The sequence below is a fragment of the Streptomyces sp. NPDC057253 genome (assembly GCF_042669125.1).
GTDB lineage: Bacteria > Actinomycetota > Actinomycetes > Streptomycetales > Streptomycetaceae > Streptomyces.
In genome coordinates this window covers 38,669-56,382 of record NZ_JBHUXV010000059.1, presented here as the reverse complement: position 1 = coordinate 56,382, position 17,714 = coordinate 38,669, and the positions used below count along the sequence as shown (strand labels likewise).

Below are 17,714 nucleotides of genomic sequence, written 5' to 3'. Positions count from 1 at the left end.
GTCGTGCACCGCGCACGCGGCTCGGTTCCGGCCCCGGAGGTCCCCCGTGCCTCCGGGGCCGGACGTTCATGTGCTCACGTGTACCGCAGCTCCGCCGGGCGGACCGAGCGGCGCAGCAGCGGCAGTGAGGTCGCGGCGGCCAGGAGGCAGGCCGCGTAGATCCCGAGCGGGACCAGGAGGGCGGCGTACGGCAGGACCGTGCCTGACCGGTCCGAGCCCAGCGAGGCGTACCAGAAGCCGATCGCCGTACCGCCCAGGCCCGCCACCGCGACCGCGGGAGCCAGCGGCAGCGCGGTCTCCAGGAGCAGTGCCCTGGCCAGCACCCGGTGGGGCACCCCGGCGGCGACCTGGGCCGCCAGGCCCCGGCGCCGGGTGGCCAGGGACTCCATGGTGCCCACGGCAAGCCCCGTCACGGTCAGCGCGAGGGCTACGAGGATCGCGGCGGTCGTCAGGTCGAGGCCGGTCGTGTAGTACCCCAGATCGGCCGCCAGCGTTCCCTCGCGGCGCATGGTGTGGAGGGTCTCCAGCAGCACCTGCCGTACGCCCACGAAGCCCGAGCCGACGACCGTCACCAGCAGCACCGAGGCATGGGTGCGGGCCGCCGCCCACGGATCGTCCCGCAGCCGTTCCGCCGCGATCAGCAGCGCCGGGCTCTGGGCCCGGGAGGCCAGGGCCCCGCCCAGGCGCCGGGCCGCCGTGCCGGTCAGCGACACCGTGGCGACCCCGACGAGCAGGACGACGGCGAACAGGGCCGGCGGGCCGAGGGCCACCTCGACGGGGCCGCCGACGAACGACGACAGGCCGACGCACAGTGCCGTGACGCCGAGGAGCCCGATCACCACCCGCAAGGCCCGGCCCGGTCCCCACAGCGGCCGGACCCGCCGCACCCAGCCCAGCGGAGAGGCCACCACCCGCCACAGCGACAGCATGCTCACGGCCGCGCCCAGCACCGGTACGACCACGGGAACCAGGGCGACACCGGCCCACGTGAGGGCGCCGGGGCGGTCCCACAGAAGCAGCAGCAGCGGCACGAACACGGCCACGGCCGCCACGGAGCCCGCCAGACAGGCCATCCCGGACTCCAGGGCCGCGATCCGCCGTACCTGCCACGGACCGGCCCCCGCGAGCCGCAGCGCGGCCAGTCGCCGGTCCCGGTGCACCGCGCCGATCCGCGCGCACTGCCCGAGGAACCCGAGCACCGGGACGAGCAGCGTCACCAGGGCGAGCCCGACATTGCGCCGGTCGCTCGCGGAGTCGAGCAGTCCGGACCCGAAGGACACGGAGTAGTACCCGTCCAGCGAGTTCAGCGCGACGACGGCCATCCCGACGCCGGCCGCGAGCGCCGCCCCGACCGCCGTGAGCCCGACCCGCCACCACTCCCGCCGGTCGGAACCGCGGGTGAGCAGCCAGGCCATACGGAGATCGGTGAGCAGCGGGCCCGCGGGGCGTGCCGTGAGGTCGGTGCTCATGCCGTCACCTCCGCCGGAGCCACGACCCCGTCGCTCATCCGGACCTCGCGGTCGGCGTAGGCCGCCACCTGGGTGTCGTGGGTGATCAGCAGGATCGCGGTGCCGGACTCGCGGGCCGTGTGGACCAGGGCCGTCATGACCTGCTCGCTCGCCAGGGAGTCCAGCGCGCCGGTCGGTTCGTCGGCGAGGACCGCCTTGGGGCCGGTGATCAGGGCTCGGGCCAGCGCGGTCCGCTGGGCCTGGCCGCCGCTCATCTCGCCGGGGCGCAGCGCGGACTGGCCGCGCACGCCGAACCGCTCCAGCCACTCACCGGCCCGGGTGTGGGCGTCCGCGCGGGAGACGCCCGCGAGCAGCAGCGGCAGCGCCACGTTGTCGAGCGCGGTCAGCTCCGGGATCAGCTGGCCGAACTGGAAGACCACGCCGAACTCGGTGCGGCGCAGCTCGCTCAGCCGCTTCTCGGGCAGCCGGTCGAGGCGCTCGCCGCCGTAGGACACCGAACCGGTGTCGGGGCGGACGATCCCGGCCAGGCAGTGCAGCAGCGTCGACTTCCCGCTGCCGCTGGTGCCGGTGACGGCGAGGATCTCGCCGACGTCCAGGCGCAGGGAGGCACCGCGCAGGGCCTCGGTCCTGCCGTACGTCTTGCCGAGCTCGCGCCCTTCGAGAAGTGGCACCGGAGTGTCCCCCTTGTCGCTCATGCCGAGTCGACCTCGGCGGTCAAAGTGGTGAGCCGGGCCGCCGTGGTGGTCATCCAGCGGAGGTCGGCGTCGAGGTGGTTGAGGGCGTAGTCCGCCGAGAGCACGGTCGCGAGGTCGGTTCCCGGGGCGGTCTTGACCGCGGTGAGCTCGCGCATCCGCGCCATGTGGGCGGCGCGCTGGGCCCTCAGATAGGCCTCCGGGTCGCCGCCGGCCAGGATCGAGACGACGACCTTGGCGAAGATCTCGTTCGTCACGAAGGGCGCGGGCGGGGCGATCCGGCCGGCCCACCCGGCCAGTTCCCGCGCCCCCTCGTCGGTCGCGCGGTACTTCGTGCGCTCCGGGCCGCCGTCCGAGTCGGTGCCGTCGACCTCGGCGAGACCGTCCCGCACCAGGCGCTGCAAGGTCGTGTAGACCTGCCCGTAGGCGAGCGGACGGGCCTGGGGGAAACGCTCGTCGTGCCGTCGCTTGAGGTCGTAGCCATGGCTCGGCCCACCGGCGAGCAGCCCCAGCAGGATGTGACGGGTGCTCATGGCGACCAGTATGCATCACGTACATGTACTGAGTGAATAGTGATCAGTGGACGGAGGCGGCCGGGACCCGGAACATGACGAACAGCACGTTCTCCACTCCTGTACGTCTGTCGTCGCGTCCTGTGGGTAGGGCTGCGGTAACCCCCGTCGTCGTCCTCGACAAGGAGGCCCCCGTGGCCGCACCGGCACCCCTTCTGCTCCCGGCCCTGTCCAAACCCGAGGCGCCCGCTGACCACTTCTGTGTCTTCAGCGCCGAGGGCGCCTGCACCGAGACCCCGCTCACCAGCGAACCACCCCTGCCCGACGCCGAGCAGCCCCTCACCAGCGAGCCCCCGCTCGCCGACGCCGCCCCCCTGACCAGCGAGTCCGACGCGTATCCGGAGCCCTGCCCGAGCGGCGAGTCCTACGCCCACCTGGAGCCCTAGATGGCGGAGCCCCCCGGTCCGGAGCTGTCCCGGCTCGCCGAGTCCTACGGCATCGCCACCTCCTACCAGCCCTCCCCGGACCGTACGGTCGCCGCCTCCGCCACCGCCGTCACGCGGGCGCTGGCCGCCCTGGGCGTCGAGGCGGGCGACCCGGCCGCGGCCCTCGCGGCCCGTGAGCGCGAGCTGCGCGCCCGCCTGCTGCCGCCGACGGTGGTGTGCTGGAGCGGCAGCCCGCCCGCGTTCCTCGCCGACCTGCCCGCGGGCACCCGGCTGCGCATCGCGACCGAACAGGGCGAGATCCGCGCCGGCGCCGACGAACTCCCGCCCGGCATCCACCGGTTGACCGCCACCGCGCCCGACGGCCGCACTGCCGACGCCCACGTGATCGTGGCCCCGCCGCGACTGCCCACGCCGCCGGGACGGTCGTACGGACTCCTCGTCCAGCTCTACTCCCTGCTCTCGCACCGCTCCTGGGGCATGGGCGACCTCGGCGACCTCGCCGAACTGACCTCCTGGGCGGGGCGCGCGCTCGGCGCCGGCTTCGTCCAGGTCAACCCGCTGCACGCGGGCGTGCCCGGCGCCCCCACCGACCCCTCCCCCTACCGGCCCTCCTCGCGGCGCTTCCCCGACCCGGTGCACCTGCGCATCGAGGACATCCCCGAGTACGCCCAGGTCGCCGACGCCGACCGGCTCGGGGCCCTGCGCGAGCGGGCCGAGCGGCTGCGGGAAGCGGTGCTGGACAAGGGCGCGCTGATCGACCGGGACGCGGTGTGGGAGCTCAAGCGGGAGGCGCTCGAACTCGTCCGTGAGGTCCCGCTCGGGCCCGGCCGCCGCGCCGCCTACGCCGACTACCTCGCCGAGGGCGGCCAGGCGCTGGAGGACCACGCGACCTGGTGCGCGCTGGCGGAGACGCACGGCTCGGACTGGCGCGGCTGGCCGGCCGGCCTGCGCGACCCGCGGTCCGCCGAGACCGCCCGCGCGCGCGGCGAGCTGATGGACCGCGTCGACTTCCACTCCCGCCTCGCCTGGCTCACCGAGAGCCAGCTCACCGCCGCCCAGCGGGCCGCGCGGGAGGCGGGGATGCCGGTGGGCGTCGTCCACGACCTCGCGGTGGGCGTGCATCCCGAGGGCGCGGACGCCTGGGCCCAGCAGGCGTACTTCGCCGCCGGGTTCTCCGTGGGGGCGCCTCCGGACGCCTTCAACGCGCGCGGGCAGGACTGGGGGCTGCCGCCCTGGCGCCCGGACCGGCTGGCGGAGTCGGGATACGCGCCGTACCGCCAGCTCCTGCGGGCCCTCTTCCGCTACGCCGGCGCGCTGCGCATCGACCACGTCATGGGGCTGTTCCGGCTCTGGTGGGTCCCGCAGGGGCAGCCGCCGACCGAGGGGACCTATGTCCGCTACGACGCGGAGGCCATGCTCGCCGTGCTCGTCCTGGAGGCCTCGCGGGCCGGGGCGCCGGTGATCGGGGAGGACCTCGGGACCGTGGAGCCCGGGGTGCGCGAGGCGCTGCGCGAGCGGGGGGTGCTGGGGACATCGGTGCTGTGGTTCGAGCGGGACTGGGAGGGGGACGGGCGTCCGCTGCCGCCGGAGCGGTGGCGGGCCGACTGCCTCGCGACCGCGACCACGCACGACCTGCCGCCCACCGCCTCCCGGCTCACCGGGGAGCACGTCGAACTCCGGGACGCTCTGGGGCTGTTGACGCGGCCACTGGACGAGGAGCGGGCGGAGGCCGCCGCCGACACGGGGGAGTGGCTGGAGCTGCTGGCCCGTCTCGGTCTGCTGCACGGCACGGGCGGTGGCGCCGACCCCTCCTCGGAGGAGGCCCAGATCCAGGCCGTGCACCGGTTCCTGCTGCGCACCCCGGCCCGGATGGTGGGCGTCTGGCTGCCGGACACCGTGGGGGACCGCCGGCCGCAGAACCTGCCGGGCACGTGGGACCAGTATCCGAACTGGCGGCTGCCGATCGCGGACGGGGAGGGCCGGCCGGTGACCCTGGAGGACCTGGCGTCGTCCCCTCGGCTGCATGCGCTGGTGGAGGTCCTGCGCGCGCCGTAGGACGGGATACGGCACCCCGGGCGCGCGCCGTGGAGCGGCGTTGGATACGTTGGCTCCGTGGACAAGAAGAACGCCCTGCGCGCCGGCGCCCTGGCTGCCGGTACGACGCTGATGATGCTGCTCATGTCGGTTCCGGCCTCGGCGCTGACCCGCGACGACGGCGACGACCCGGGCACGGGTCTGAGCGTCATCGAGACGCTGGGCCTCTTCGTCGTGGCCCCGCTCGTGCTGTTCGGGGTCATCGCCGGTCTGGTCATGGTCCTGGACAAGTCCAAGGAAGAGCACCGGGTGACCAGCCGCAACATCAGGACCAAGCCCGCGGCGGCCGAGTCCAAGGCCGGCTCGAAGGCCTGACCTCGCTTTTCCCGGGGCGCCGGCTTCGCCCACGTACCGCTGGTGTGTGGGCGAAGCCGGCGCCCCGGTGTGTTCTCAGGGGTTCCGCGGTGTGTTCTCAGGGGCTCGGTGCCGTGAGATACCGCTGGAGCGTGGGCGCCAGCCACGCCACGATCTCCTCGCGCGGCAGCGCCACGGTCGGCGGGAACCGCAGGACGTACCGGGTCAGCGCGAGCCCCAGCAGCTGAGTGGCGGCCAGGGCGGCCCGCGCGGGAGCCTGTTCCGGGTCCGGGCACACCCGCAGCGCGACCGGCATCACCTGCTCCCGGAAGATGCCCTGCATGCGCTCTGCCCCGGCCTGATTGGTGGCGCCGACCCGCAGCAGGGCGGTGAGCACCTCGTTCTCCTCCCACATGCCGAGGAAGTGGGTCACCAGGGCCCGGCCGATGTCGTGCCGGGGCAGTGTGCCGGGCTCCGGCAGCCTCAGGTCGACCGAGACGGCCGCCGCGAACAGCCCCTCCTTGTTGCCGTAGTAGCGCATCACCATCGACGGGTCGATGTGCGCGTCCTTCGCGATGGCCCGGATGGTGGCCCGCTCGTAGCCGTCGGCGGCGAAGCGCTCGCGGGCGGCGGTGAGGATCGCTTCGCGGGTGGCGTCGGAGCGGCGGCGGGGGGTTTCGTTCACGTTGGGGATCCTATGCCAACGGATGTTGGCCAACAAGTGTTGACGCGTTGGGTGGGTGCGGCTAGCTTCGTCAACAGACGTTGGCCAACGCGTGTTGGCAAGCGTGTGTTGGCAGAAGGAGGCCACCATGAACGGCACCTCAGTGAACGGCACCCCAGCGATCGACGCGCCCGTGATCGTCGTCGGCTCCGGCCCCACCGGCCTCCTCCTGGCCAGCGACCTGGCCGCCGCCGGGGTCTCCGTGACCCTCGTCGAGAAGCGCCCGCACCGGATCAGCAACCTCTCCCGCGCGTTCGTCCTGCACGCCCGCACCCTCGAACAGCTCGACGCCCGCGGCCTGGCCGACGGCCTGGAGGCACTCGGACAGCGCCTCGACAAACTCCGGCTGTTCGGAAGCCTGACCATCGACCTGGCCGACCTCCCCTCGCGCTTCAACCACCTCCTGGTCCTCCCGCAGTACGAGGTCGAGAAGGCCCTGGAGCGACGGGCGGTGGAGGCGGGCGTCGACTTCCGGTACGAGACCGAGGTGACGGGCCTGGGCCAGGACGCGGACGGCGTGACGGTCGGCGTCAGGACCTCCGACGGAACCACGGAGTCCCTGCGTGCCGCGTACGTCGTGGGCGCCGACGGCATGCGCAGCGTCGTGCGCGACGCGATCGGCCTGCCCTTCCCCGGCCGCTCGGTCATCCGCTCGGTGGTGCTGGCGGACGTCCGCCTCGCCGAACAGCCCGAGACCCTGCTCACCGTCAACACGGTCGGGGACGCCTTCGCCTTCCTGGCGCCCTTCGGTGACGGCTACCACCGGGTGATCGCCTGGAACCGCGCCCATGACGTCCCCGACAGCGAGCCCCTCGACCTCGACGAGATCAGGGAGGTCACCCGTCTCGCGCTGGGCCGCGACTTCGGCATGCACGACGCCCGCTGGATGTCCCGCTTCCACAGCGACGAGCGGCAGGCCCCGGCCTACCGGGTCGGCCGGGTCTTCCTCGCGGGCGACGCCGCCCACGTCCACACGCCGGCCGGCGGACAGGGCATGAACACCGGGCTCCAGGACGCGGCGAACCTCAGCTGGAAGCTGGCCCAGGTCGCGGGCGGCCACGCGGGCCCCGAACTCCTGGACACCTACCAGTCCGAACGCCACCCCGTCGGCAAGGCCGTCCTCCGCAGCAGCGGCGGCATCGTGCGCCTCGCGATGGCCAAGCGCCCCTGGGAACTGGCCCTGCGCGCCGCCCTCACCACGGTCCTCGGCCACGTCGCCCCGGCCCGTCGCCGCATGCTCGGCCAACTCACCGGCATCGGCTACCGGTACCCCGCCCCGCGCACCGCCCACCCCCTCACCGGCACCCGCGCCCCCGACGTGCCCCTGGCCGACGGCGGCCGCCTCCACGAGTCCCTCCGCACGGGCCACTTCATCCTGATCACCCCGACCCCCATCGACCCGGGCCCCCGCAAGGACCGCCTCACCGTGGAACGCTGGGCGAGCGGCCGGGGGACGACGGTGCTGGTGCGGCCTGACGGGTATGTGGCGTGGGCGGCGGAAGGGGCGGACGCGCGGGACATCGAGTCGGCGCTTGTCGAGCATCTCGGGTGAGACCTCGCAGGCGCACGCGGCGCCGCAGGCCGATCCGCCTTCGCCGGCGGACGGAACGCCTCCGGCGCGCGCGTGCCCGTGGGGACCGGGCTCACTCCGGTGAGTTCTGCGTTCCCTCCAGCAGCTTTCGCAGCAGGTCGGCCAGTTGGTCGGCCTGTTCGTCGTCCAGGGGGGACAAGGCCGCCGTCTGGGTGGCCAGGCCCGCTGTCACCGCCTCGTCGATCACCGTCAGGCCCTTGTCCGTGAGGGTGACCTGGAGGCCGCGGCGGTCGTGGGGGTCGGGGGAGCGGCGGAGGAGGGCGGCGCGTTCGAGCTTGTCGAGGCGGCCCGTCATGCCGCCCGTGGTGAGCATCAGGGTCGAGGAGAGCTGGCGAGGGGAGAGGGTGTACGGCTCTCCGGCACGGCGGAGGGTCGCGAGGACGTCGAACTCGCCGCGGGAGATGCCGTAGGGGGCGTACGCCTTCTCCACGCGGTCGCCCATCGCGCGGGCGAGGCGGTAGATGCGCCCGAAGACCTCCATGGCCCTGGTGTCGAGGTCGGGTCGCACGGTGGCCCACTGCTCGATGATCGCGTCGACGGCGTCCTTACGCTCTGCACTCATGTGCCGAGTATCCGCGGGCCTCAGCTCGCCCGCAAGAAAGTGGCTTGCGGGAAAGTAGCTTAGGAGTAAGCTACTTTCTTGTAAGCGAACCAGGAGAGGGAGTCATGAGGAAGCCGACCGCCAACCGCCCCGCCACCATCCTTCTCACCGCCCTCGCCCCCGTCTCCTGGGGCACCACCTACGCCGTCACCACCGAGTTCCTCCCGCCCGACCGGCCCCTGTTCACCGGGATGATGCGCGCGCTGCCCGCCGGTCTCGTGCTGCTCGCCCTCGCCCGGGTGCTGCCGCGCGGGGTGTGGTGGGGCAAGGCGGCGGTGCTGGGGGCGTTGAACATCGGGGCCTTCTTCCCGCTGCTGTTCCTGTCGGCGTACCGGCTGCCGGGCGGCATGGCCGCGGTGGTCGGCTCGGTCGGGCCGCTGATCGTCGTCGGGCTGTCGGCGGTGCTGCTGGGGCAGCGGCTCACGGCGAGGAGCGTGCTCACCGGTCTCGTCGCCGCGTTCGGCGTCAGCCTGGTCGTGCTCAAGGCGGCCGGCGCCCTGGACGCGATCGGGGTCGCGGCGGCGTTCGCCTCCGCCGCCTCGATGTCCGCGGGCACCGTGCTCACCAAGCGCTGGGGCCGCCCCGACGGCGTGGGCCCGCTCGCCCTCACCGGCTGGCAGCTCACCGCGGGCGGCCTGCTCATCGCGCCGCTGGCCCTCCTCGTCGAGGGCGCCCCGCCCGCGCTCGACGGCCCCGCGGTCGGCGGCTACCTCTACCTCGCGCTGGCGAACACCGCCGTCGCCTACTGGCTCTGGTTCCGCGGCATCGGCCGTCTCACCGCCACCCAGGTCACCTTCCTCGGCCCCCTCTCCCCGCTGACCGCGGCAGTGCTCGGCTGGGCGGCGCTCGGCCAGTCCCTGACACCGGTGCAACTGGCGGGCATGGCGCTGGCGTTCGGGGCGACGGTGGCGGGACAGCTGGGGGGACGGCCGCACGCCGACCGGTCGTCCGTCGACCGGCCGTCCCCCCACCAGCCGCACGCCGACCGGCCGCACGCCGACCGGCCGTCCGCCCACCGGCCGCACGCCGACCGGTCCTCCATCGACCGGCCGTGCGCCGACCCGTCGTCCGGCTCCCTCGTGAGGCACTCGCCGCCTACGACCGTCTCCGCCCCCGCCACCACGTGCGCAGCCACAGGGCGTGCAGACCGCCGAGGGTGAGGACCACCGCCACCCCGTCCAGGCGGTCCCCGACCGAGGGCCCGGAGGCCGCCTTGACCAGCGCCCGCGCGAAGAGCGTGATGTCCGCGGGCAGGGTGACCGCCGCGAAGAACGCGAGACACAGCGTGGTGCCGACGACCAGCACCACGCTGTAGACGCGCACGGCCCGCCGTTCGTGCGCGGGCAGTTGGAGGCTGGGGTCGGGTTCCTCCGAACGACCGCCTCGGCGGCGCAGCAGCCGCCGCGCCCGGTACCGGGCGAAGGCCACCCCGTCCCCGAACAGGTCACGGCAACCGGTGAGGTCCTGGAGCACGAAGTACAGGTCCGTGCGCATGAAGACCATGAGCTGGAAGGGGAGCGGGAGCAGCGCGAGCAGGGTCACCGCGGCGAGGACCCGGCGGGGAGTGCCGGTCGAGGCGCCCGCCGCGAGGGCGGCCAGGCACGCGACCGTCAGGTTGGTCGCGATGCCGGCGAGGTAGGCCGTCAACCGGTGGCGGCGCGGGGCGAGTTCGATGCCGCTGATGTCGGTCTGCATCACCAGGAACTGGAGTCTGGTGCCCAGCCGTATCCGCCCGGCCACCCCGGTCGCGCGGGCGGTCAGCAGATGGGCGCACTCGTGGAGCAGCAGCAGACTCCAGCCGACGCCCGCGCCCAGGGCGATGACCGCGCTGCCGTGCGCACTCCACAGGAGCGTGCGGTAGTCGAGCGGTACGGGCGGGCGGCTGAGCAGGGTGACCGCGATCAGGGCGAGGACGGCCACCGGGACGGCGGGGCTGAGCAGCCAGCGCACATGGGAGGGCCGTATCCCCGCGAGCGACGGGGGCGGGGGCGGCTCCTGGTCGACCGCCCGGCCGTCGACCTCCGCGACGAACCCGAGTCCGAGCAGGGCCTCGACGAAGTCCGGTACGTCGATGTCGTCGCCGGTGCGGGCGCGGAGCCGGGCGCCGACCTCGGCCGGGGGCAGGCCCTGGGCGAGCAGGTCCAGGGCCTGCTTGCCCACCTCGGGCAGGGCCACGAAACGGCCGGTGGCCCGGCGGCCCACGATCCACTCGTCGCCGTCGGGACGGGAGTCCAGCGGATGCAGCCGTACGTGGTTCACGCACGCTCCCCGCACGCCGGGCAGTCCAGCAGGCGCGGGGTGCGCTGGTGGACGGGGTCGCCGGGGAGCATCAGGTTCGTCCCGAACCGGAAACCCGGCTCCAGCGCCGGGACCCCGGTCAGCAGGGCGAGGGCCGCGTGGGCGAGCAGCGCCCCGGAGAGGCCGGCGGTGACGGCGTTCGCCGGGTTCCACGGCATCCGGGGCGAGGCGACCTCCGGGTCCTGGTCCGGGCCGAGCCGCAGGTCCCGCCGCGCGATCTCCCCCTCCCGCAGACACTCCCAGCAGGCCCCCTGCCCGGGCACGTACACCCCCGCGGTCACGAGCGGCCCCCGGTACCCGGCGTCCACCCACGCCAGCCCGGCCGCCAGACAGACCCGGTTGGCCCAGCGCCGGATCGCGTCGGGACGGTCGGCGGCGAGGACGAGGAGGTCGTACGGGGAGGAGGACTGCGGCTCATCGGCGCTCACCAGCTCCGCCAGATCCCCCGGCCCCCGCACCTCCCGTCGCTCCCCGGTCACCCGCACGTCCGAGTTCAGGGACCGCAACGTCGTCACCGCGGCCTCGACCTTCGGGTGGCCGATGTCGGGTTCGCGGTACAGGGGCTGGCGGTTGAGGTTGGAGAGTTCGACCGTGTCCGGGTCGACGCAGTGCAGGTGGCCCACGCCGGAGGCGACCAGGGCGTGGGCCGCGTGGCCGCCGGTGCCGCCCACGCCGATCAGCAGGACGCGGGACGCGCGCAGGCGCAGCTGGGCGTCCCACGGGCTGGACCGCGGGGCGAGGTCCATCCAGCGCAGAAGCGGGACACCGCGGCTGTAGCGGTCCTGTTCCCGGGGCGGCAGGGGGACCGGGGCACCGGCGTCGTCCACGAAACCGGCGGCCAGCAGGTCGGCCATCGCCTGGCGGGCGTCCTCGCCGGGCAGGTCCGGGTGGACGCGGAGCACCTCGGCGACCACCTCCGATGGTCCGCGCGAGCCGTCCATCGCCTCGACCAGCGTCCACACCCAGCCCCGCGGATCGGCGATCTCCGCACCGATGCCGTGGATGACGCTGCCGACGCGGACATGACCGTCCACCGTCCGGTAGGCGCGGTGCTCGGGCTTGATCCGGGGCCGCCGTAACGCCTCGACCGTCACCGCACCCTCATCCGTCATCAGGGACCCCTACCCGTCACACGCACCCCTCCTTGACACTCTGACTCCCTCGGCACAGCCTTGACAAGAGCGGTCAGCGATCGCTTCGGAAAGGTCAAATCCCGGACGAAGACGAGGAGTTGAGATGCCGACAAAGATCGTGATCCGCCCCTTGGACAAGAAGGAGACCACGGGGGACAGCGGCGGCAACGGCGGCAGCTGAGAGGAGCTCACATGCCCACCAGGATCGTGATTCGCCCGCTGGACAAGAAAGAGACCACTGGGGACAGTAATTCCCAGGGTGCTTGATCGGACCACCAGCGTTCGGAGGACCGGCGTGCGGACTTCGCTCTATCCGGCAGTCGACGAACTGGAGCGAAGGGCCCGCGCGCTGGTCCGCGCCGCTCCCGGAGTGCTCCGCCTCGAACAGGTCGGACGGAGCCGGGCCGGCCGCCCGCTGTGGCTGCTGTCCGCCGGACACGCCGACCGGCACATCCTCGCCGTCGCCGGCGCGCACGCCAACGAACCGGTGGGCGGGGCCTCCGCACTGCGCCTCGCCGCCCTGCTCGCCGGCCGGCCCGAGCTGCTCGAACGGCTCGGCTGCGCCTGGCACTTCCTGCTCTGTCTCGACCCCGACGGGGCCCGCCTCGCGCACGGCTGGCAGCCGGAGGAACCGGAACCCTCGCTGACGGAGTGTCACCGCCGTTTCTACCGGCCCGCGTTCGCCCGCCAGCCGGAGTCCCTGCCGATGCCTCCCGGGGAGCCGCTGCCCGAGTCGGCCACGCTCGTGCGGGTCCTCGACGAGCTGCGGCCGCTCGCCCAGTTCACCCTGCACGGCATCGAGTTCGGCGGCGCCTTCGTGATGATGACGCACGCGGTGCCGGGCGCCGCGGACGCCTTCCGCCGGACGGCGGCACGGCTGCGCATCCCCGTGGACCGGCACCCCGTGGACGGCCCCGACTGGCGGCTCGACCCGCCCGGGGTCCTGGTGCTGCCCGACGGCCACGGCACGGGTGAGCGCGACCCGAGCGGGTTCGTCGCCGAGAGCACCTGGTTCCATCCGCGCCGCCACGGCACGCTCACCACGCTGATCGAGACCCCCGCCTGGGCGGTGCCCTCGGTGAGCGACGCGCGCCCCGTGACCGACCCGGACCGGGAGGCCGCGCGGCTGGGAGAAGTGCTGCTGGGCCGGAGCCGGGAACTCGCCGCCGTCCTCGGGAGCCGGCTCGACGGGGCCGTACCGGAGGAAGTGGCGCCGCTGCGGGACGCCGCGCGGGAGCTGCTCGGCGTGGCGCCGTCGATCGTGGCGAGCTGGGGCGCGGAGGAACCCGGCCTGTTCCAGGGCCACTTCGCGACCCGGGGCATCTCCGCCCGCCGTATCCCGCTCAGGGTGGCGGCGATGGCGAGCCGCGCGCTGGCCCGCACCGACCCCCGGACCGTGGAGATCCTCGACGACCTGGTGCGCGAGTGGAGCCAGGAACTGGAGAAGACGTACGACCTGCGGTGGGTGCCGGTGGCCGCGCAGACCGGCCTGCACGTGCGGACCATGCTCCACACGGCCCGGCTGGTGTGCGAGCGGGACTGAACACGGCCCGCACACCGACGGAGTGGACGTGGGAGGCGGACGACCGAAGTCGTCCGCCTCCCGGTGTCCGGGTCTCCTACTGCTCCGCCTGCGCGTCCGCCGCCTGGGCCTTCAGCGCCCGCTCCACGCCCGCGCGGGACTCGGAGACGAGCCGGCGCAGGGCCGCGTTGGGCTCCGCCGAGGCCAGCCAGGCGTCCGTCTTGTCCAGGGTCTCCTGGGAGACCTGGAGCGAGGGGTAGAGGCCGACCGCGATCTGCTGGGCGATCTCGTGGGAGCGGGACTCCCAGATGTCCTTGACCACCTCGAAGTACCGGTCCGTGTACGGCGCCAGCAGCTCCCGCTGGTCGGTCTGCACGAACCCGCCGATGACGGCCTCCTGGACGGCGTTCGGCAGCTTGTCGGACTCGACGACCTGCGCCCAGGCCTCCGCCTTCGCCTCCTCGGTCGGCCGCGAGGCCCGCGCGGTCGCCGCGTGCCGCTCACCCGCGGCGGTCTTGTCCCGCTCGTACTCGGAGGCGATCTCCGACTCGTCGTAGCGGCCGACCGAGGCCAGCCGCTGCACGAACGCCCAGCGCAGCTCGGTGTCGACGGCCAGGCCCTCGACGGTCTGGGAGCCGTCGAGCAGCCCCTCCAGAAGGTCCAGCTGCTCCGGCGTACGGGCCGTCGCCGCGAACGCCCGCGCCCACGCCAGCTGGTGGTCGCTGCCCGCGGCGGCCGACCGCAGATGGGCCAGCGTGGCGTCGGTCCAGCGGGCCAGCAGGGCCTCGCGGGCGGTGGGGGCGGCGTACAGCTCGATCGCCAGCTTCACCTGCCGGTGCAGCGACTGCACGACACCGATGTCGGACTCCTTGCCGATGCCCGACAGCACCAGGGACAGGTAGTCGCGGGTGGCCAGTTCGGCGTCGCGGGTCATGTCCCACGCCGACGCCCAGCACAGCGCGCGCGGCAGCGAGGACTCGAAGTCGCCGAGGTGCTCGGTGACGAAGGCCAGCGACTGCTCGTCCAGGCGGACCTTGGCGTACGACAGGTCGTCGTCGTTGAGGAGCACGACCGCCGGACGGCGCTTGCCGACCAGCTGCGGTACGGCCGTCAGCTCGCCGTCGACGTCCAGCTCGACCCGCTCGTCGCGCACCAGCTTGCCGCTGTCGTCGTCCAGTTCGTACAGGCCGACGGCGATGCGGTGCGGGCGCAGGGTGGGCTCGCCCTTGGCGCCGGCCGGGAGCGCCGGGGCTTCCTGGCGGATCGCGAAGGAGGTGATGACACCCTCCGCGTCCGTCTCGATCTCCGGCCGCAGGATGTTGATGCCGGCCGTCTGGAGCCACTTCTGCGACCAGGTGCCCAGGTCACGGCCGGAGGTCTCCTCCAGCGCGCCCAGCAGGTCGGACAGCCGGGTGTTGCCGTACGCGTGACGCTTGAAGTACGCCTGCACCCCGCCGAAGAACTCGTCCATGCCGACGTAGGCGACGAGCTGCTTGAGGACGGAGGCGCCCTTGGCGTACGTGATGCCGTCGAAGTTGACCAGCACGTCGTCCAGGTCGCGGATCTCCGCCATGATCGGGTGCGTCGACGGCAGCTGGTCCTGGCGGTACGCCCACGTCTTCATGGAGTTGGCGAAGGTGGTCCAGGAGTGCGGCCACCGGCTGTCCGGGGCGTACGCCTGGCAGGCGATGGAGGTGTAGGTGGCGAACGACTCGTTCAGCCACAGGTCGTTCCACCACTCCATGGTCACGAGGTCGCCGAACCACATGTGGGCCAGCTCGTGCAGGATGGTCTCGGCGCGCATCTCGTACGCGGCGTCGGTCACCTTGGAGCGGAAGACGTACTGGTCGCGGATGGTCACCGCGCCCGCGTTCTCCATCGCGCCCGCGTTGAACTCCGGCACGAACAGCTGGTCGTACTTCTTGAACGGGTACGCGTAGTCGAACTTCTCCTGGAACCACTCGAAGCCCTGCCGGGTCACCTCGAAGATGGCGTCCGAGTCGAGGTGTTCGGCGAGCGAGGGGCGACAGTAGATGCCCAGCGGCACCGACTGGCCGTCCTTCTCGTACACGCTGTGCACGGAGTGGTACGGGCCGACGATCAGGGCGGTGATGTACGACGAGATCCGCGGGGTCGGCTCGAAGACCCAGACGTCGTCCTTCGGCTCCGGGGTCGGGGAGTTCGAGATGACCGTCCAGCCGGTCGGCGCCTTCACGGTGAACTGGAAGGTGGCCTTCAGGTCGGGCTGCTCGAAGGAGGCGAAGACGCGGCGGGCGTCCGGCACCTCGAACTGGGTGTAGAGGTAGGCCTGCTGGTCGACCGGGTCGACGAAGCGGTGCAGTCCCTCACCGGTGTTGGTGTACGCGGCGTCCGCGACGACCCGCAGGATGTTGCGGCCCTCCAGGAGGCCGGGAAGGGCGATCCGGGAGTCCTGGAAGACCTCGGCGGGGTCGAGGGCGTCCCCGTTCAGGGTGACCTCGTGGACCGTGGGCGCGACGAGGTCGATGAAGGACTCGGCACAGTTCTCGGCGACGTCGAAGCGCACCGTGGTCACGGACCGGTAGGTACCGCCCTCCTGCGCGCCGGACAGGTCGAGATCGATCTCGTAGGACTCGACGCTGAGCAGCTTCGCCCGCTGCTGAGCTTCTTCGCGAGTCAGGTTTGTGCCAGGCACGCGGTCATCTCCTCGTTATGTGTAGGTTCGGCGGTTCGGTCATCCTTCCACGAACTGTCTCCCACGGATCGGGGGATTACCCTGCGGTTCCGGGGGCGCCCCGTCCGATTTCCGCCGGTCATCCGCGCTCGGCCGCGCCAGCCTGGTCCCATGACGACCTACCGCGCACGTCCCGTCACTCCCGCCACCCTGAGGGAACTCCGCGCAGCCGACGAATCGGGCCGCCCCCTGTCCCCCTTCACCGACGCGGAGGGCGGCGCTCCGCTGCGCTGCTGTCTGCGCCGCAGCGTCCCGGGTGAGCGGATCGCCCTCGTCTCCTACGCGCCCCTGCGCCGCTGGGCGGCCGGGACCGGGGCGCGTCCGGGGGCGTACGACGAACAGGGCCCGGTCTTCATCCACGCCGAGGAGTGCGCGGGGCCGGACGGGTCCGGCGGGTATCCCTTCGGGGGCGCCCACCGGACCGTGCGCCGCTACTCGCGCGACGGGCACATCCTGGGCGGGGAGCTGGTCGGGGAGCTCGGCGAGGACGCCTTCCGAAACGCGTTCGACGACCCGTCCGTGGCGCTGGTCCACGTCCGGGCCGTCGAGTACGGCTGTTTCCTCTACGAGGTCAGGCGGTCCTGAAGGTCAGTCCTTGAGCTCCGCCGCCACCAGCTCCGCGATCTGGACCGCGTTCAGCGCCGCGCCCTTGCGGAGGTTGTCGTTGGAGATGAACAGGGCGAGGCCGTGGTCCGCGGTCTCGTCGCGGCGGATGCGGCCGACGAAGGAGGCGTCCTGGCCGGCGGCCTGGAGGGGGGTCGGGATGTCCGAGAGGGTCACGCCGGGGGCGCCCGCCAGGATCTCCGTCGCGCGCTCCGGGGAGATCGGGCGCGCGAAGCGGGCGTTGACCTGGAGGGAGTGGCCGGAGAAGACCGGCACGCGTACGCACGTGCCGGAGACCTTCAGCTCGGGGAGCTCCAGGATCTTCCGGGACTCGTTGCGGAGCTTCTGCTCCTCGTCGGTCTCGTTCAGGCCGTCGTCGACGAGGTTGCCGGCGAAGGGCAGGACGTTGAAGGCGATGGGCCGCTTGTAGACCTGCGGCTCGGGGAAGTCCACCGCCGAGCCGTCGTGGGTGAGCTTGTCCGCGTCGGCGGCGACCTTCTGCACCTGCCCGTGCAGCTCGGCCACGCCCGCGAGGCCCGAGCCGGACACCGCCTGGTAGGTGGTGGCGATCAGCGTCTGGAGCCCCGCCTCCGTGTCCAGCACCTTCAGGACCGGCATCGCGGCCATGGTGGTGCAGTTCGGGTTGGCGATGATGCCCTTCGGGCGGTCCGCGATGGCGTGCGGGTTGACCTCGGAGACGACCAGGGGGACCTCGGGGTCCTTGCGCCAGGCGGAGGAGTTGTCGATCACGACCGCGCCCTGCGAGGCGACCTTCTCGGCCAGCGCCTTGGAGGTCGCGCCGCCCGCGGAGAACAGCACGATGTCCAGGCCGGTGTAGTCGGCCGTCGCCGCGTCCTCCACCGTCACGCCGTCCAGGACCGAGCCGGCCGAGCGCGCGGAGGCGAACAGGCGCAGCTCCGTGACCGGGAAGTTCCGCTCCTTGAGGATCCCGCGCATGACCGTGCCGACCTGTCCGGTGGCTCCGACGATTCCGACCCTCACGGTGACTCCCTCTGCGTGTC

At 73.2% G+C, this 17,714-nt stretch carries 16 protein-coding genes; 7 read left to right on the top strand and 9 right to left on the bottom strand.

The window, feature by feature from the left end; genetic code table 11:
• Window positions 1-74 precede the first annotated feature (74 nt).
• Genes ACFULQ_RS28500 through ACFULQ_RS28490 form a run of 3 tightly spaced genes read right to left on the bottom strand, consistent with a single transcriptional unit; the run spans window position 75 to window position 2,694 of the window.
• Window positions 75-1,469 carry an FtsX-like permease family protein gene (locus ACFULQ_RS28500; protein WP_383549070.1) on the bottom strand — a complete coding sequence of 465 codons (1,395 nt, stop codon included), beginning with the start codon at window positions 1,467-1,469 and terminating at the stop codon, window positions 75-77.
• Entirely contained in the window at window positions 1,466-2,164 is a 699-nt protein-coding gene (locus ACFULQ_RS28495) for an ABC transporter ATP-binding protein (RefSeq protein ID WP_383549068.1), read from the bottom strand. Before ACFULQ_RS28495 ends, ACFULQ_RS28500 begins: the two co-directional genes overlap by 4 nt.
• Complete coding sequence (locus tag ACFULQ_RS28490; RefSeq protein WP_383549065.1) at window positions 2,161-2,694, bottom strand: PadR family transcriptional regulator; 534 nt, start codon at window positions 2,692-2,694, stop codon at window positions 2,161-2,163. Before ACFULQ_RS28490 ends, ACFULQ_RS28495 begins: the two co-directional genes overlap by 4 nt.
• 173 nt (window positions 2,695-2,867) lie before the next feature.
• On the opposite strand from ACFULQ_RS28490, the gene ACFULQ_RS28485 reads away from it, so the two are divergent.
• From ACFULQ_RS28485 to ACFULQ_RS28475, 3 genes are read left to right on the top strand one after another with little or no spacing between them, the layout of a single operon-like run.
• Complete coding sequence (locus ACFULQ_RS28485; protein WP_383549063.1) at window positions 2,868-3,119, top strand: hypothetical protein; 252 nt, start codon at window positions 2,868-2,870, stop codon at window positions 3,117-3,119.
• Entirely contained in the window at window positions 3,120-5,174 is a 2,055-nt protein-coding gene (gene malQ / locus ACFULQ_RS28480; protein ID WP_383549060.1) for a 4-alpha-glucanotransferase, read from the top strand.
• A 57-nt stretch (window positions 5,175-5,231) separates the two neighbouring features.
• Complete coding sequence (locus ACFULQ_RS28475; RefSeq protein ID WP_383549058.1) at window positions 5,232-5,528, top strand: hypothetical protein; 297 nt, start codon at window positions 5,232-5,234, stop codon at window positions 5,526-5,528.
• 97 nt (window positions 5,529-5,625) lie between these two features.
• Here ACFULQ_RS28475 and ACFULQ_RS28470 read toward each other — a convergent pair whose 3' ends face one another.
• Window positions 5,626-6,192 (bottom strand): TetR family transcriptional regulator, encoded by a 567-nt coding sequence (locus ACFULQ_RS28470; RefSeq protein WP_383549055.1) that lies wholly within the window; start codon window positions 6,190-6,192, stop codon window positions 5,626-5,628.
• A gap of 127 nt (window positions 6,193-6,319) precedes the next feature.
• Here ACFULQ_RS28470 and ACFULQ_RS28465 point away from each other — a divergent pair, with 127 nt between their 5' ends.
• The gene (locus ACFULQ_RS28465; RefSeq protein ID WP_383549052.1) at window positions 6,320-7,783 is read left to right on the top strand and encodes an FAD-dependent monooxygenase; all 1,464 of its coding nucleotides are present in this window, start codon (window positions 6,320-6,322) and stop codon (window positions 7,781-7,783) included.
• A 91-nt stretch (window positions 7,784-7,874) separates the two neighbouring features.
• Here the strand turns inward: ACFULQ_RS28465 and ACFULQ_RS28460 are convergent, their stop codons facing one another.
• Window positions 7,875-8,384 (bottom strand): MarR family winged helix-turn-helix transcriptional regulator, encoded by a 510-nt coding sequence (locus ACFULQ_RS28460; protein WP_383549049.1) that lies wholly within the window; start codon window positions 8,382-8,384, stop codon window positions 7,875-7,877.
• 104 nt (window positions 8,385-8,488) lie between these two features.
• Here ACFULQ_RS28460 and ACFULQ_RS28455 point away from each other — a divergent pair, with 104 nt between their 5' ends.
• Window positions 8,489-9,583 carry an EamA family transporter gene (locus ACFULQ_RS28455; RefSeq protein ID WP_383549046.1) on the top strand — a complete coding sequence of 365 codons (1,095 nt, stop codon included), beginning with the start codon at window positions 8,489-8,491 and terminating at the stop codon, window positions 9,581-9,583.
• Here the strand turns inward: ACFULQ_RS28455 and ACFULQ_RS28450 are convergent.
• Together ACFULQ_RS28450 and ACFULQ_RS28445 are read right to left on the bottom strand one after the other, a co-directional pair.
• Window positions 9,519-10,682 carry a hypothetical protein gene (locus ACFULQ_RS28450; protein ID WP_383549043.1) on the bottom strand — a complete coding sequence of 388 codons (1,164 nt, stop codon included), beginning with the start codon at window positions 10,680-10,682 and terminating at the stop codon, window positions 9,519-9,521. The genes ACFULQ_RS28455 and ACFULQ_RS28450 overlap by 65 nt on opposite strands.
• The gene (locus ACFULQ_RS28445; RefSeq protein ID WP_383549041.1) at window positions 10,679-11,833 is read right to left on the bottom strand and encodes a HesA/MoeB/ThiF family protein; all 1,155 of its coding nucleotides are present in this window, start codon (window positions 11,831-11,833) and stop codon (window positions 10,679-10,681) included. Before ACFULQ_RS28445 ends, ACFULQ_RS28450 begins: the two co-directional genes overlap by 4 nt.
• Before the next feature lie 316 nt (window positions 11,834-12,149).
• Here ACFULQ_RS28445 and ACFULQ_RS28440 point away from each other — a divergent pair, with 316 nt between their 5' ends.
• Entirely contained in the window at window positions 12,150-13,397 is a 1,248-nt protein-coding gene (locus tag ACFULQ_RS28440; protein WP_383549038.1) for a M14 family zinc carboxypeptidase, read from the top strand.
• A gap of 76 nt (window positions 13,398-13,473) precedes the next feature.
• Here the strand turns inward: ACFULQ_RS28440 and pepN are convergent, their stop codons facing one another.
• Entirely contained in the window at window positions 13,474-16,050 is a 2,577-nt protein-coding gene (gene pepN / locus ACFULQ_RS28435; RefSeq protein ID WP_383549035.1) for an aminopeptidase N, read from the bottom strand.
• 150 nt (window positions 16,051-16,200) lie between these two features.
• On the opposite strand from pepN, the gene ACFULQ_RS28430 reads away from it, so the two are divergent.
• The gene (locus tag ACFULQ_RS28430; protein WP_383549032.1) at window positions 16,201-16,674 is read left to right on the top strand and encodes a DUF1203 domain-containing protein; all 474 of its coding nucleotides are present in this window, start codon (window positions 16,201-16,203) and stop codon (window positions 16,672-16,674) included.
• 3 nt (window positions 16,675-16,677) lie between these two features.
• Here the strand turns inward: ACFULQ_RS28430 and ACFULQ_RS28425 are convergent, their stop codons facing one another.
• Entirely contained in the window at window positions 16,678-17,694 is a 1,017-nt protein-coding gene (locus tag ACFULQ_RS28425; protein WP_383549029.1) for an aspartate-semialdehyde dehydrogenase, read from the bottom strand.
• Between the last annotated feature and the right edge of the window lie 20 nt (window positions 17,695-17,714).

Coding starts and splice junctions, on each gene's coding strand:
- malQ (WP_383549060.1), top strand. CDS start 3,120: ATGGCGGAGCCCCCCGGTCCGGAGCTGTCCCGGCTCGCCGAGTCCTAC.
- ACFULQ_RS28495 (WP_383549068.1), bottom strand. CDS start 2,164: ATGAGCGACAAGGGGGACACTCCGGTGCCACTTCTCGAAGGGCGCGAG.
- ACFULQ_RS28455 (WP_383549046.1), top strand. CDS start 8,489: ATGAGGAAGCCGACCGCCAACCGCCCCGCCACCATCCTTCTCACCGCC.
- ACFULQ_RS28490 (WP_383549065.1), bottom strand. CDS start 2,694: ATGAGCACCCGTCACATCCTGCTGGGGCTGCTCGCCGGTGGGCCGAGC.
- ACFULQ_RS28465 (WP_383549052.1), top strand. CDS start 6,320: ATGAACGGCACCTCAGTGAACGGCACCCCAGCGATCGACGCGCCCGTG.
- ACFULQ_RS28430 (WP_383549032.1), top strand. CDS start 16,201: ATGACGACCTACCGCGCACGTCCCGTCACTCCCGCCACCCTGAGGGAA.
- ACFULQ_RS28500 (WP_383549070.1), bottom strand. CDS start 1,469: ATGAGCACCGACCTCACGGCACGCCCCGCGGGCCCGCTGCTCACCGAT.
- ACFULQ_RS28445 (WP_383549041.1), bottom strand. CDS start 11,833: ATGACGGATGAGGGTGCGGTGACGGTCGAGGCGTTACGGCGGCCCCGG.
- ACFULQ_RS28460 (WP_383549049.1), bottom strand. CDS start 8,384: ATGAGTGCAGAGCGTAAGGACGCCGTCGACGCGATCATCGAGCAGTGG.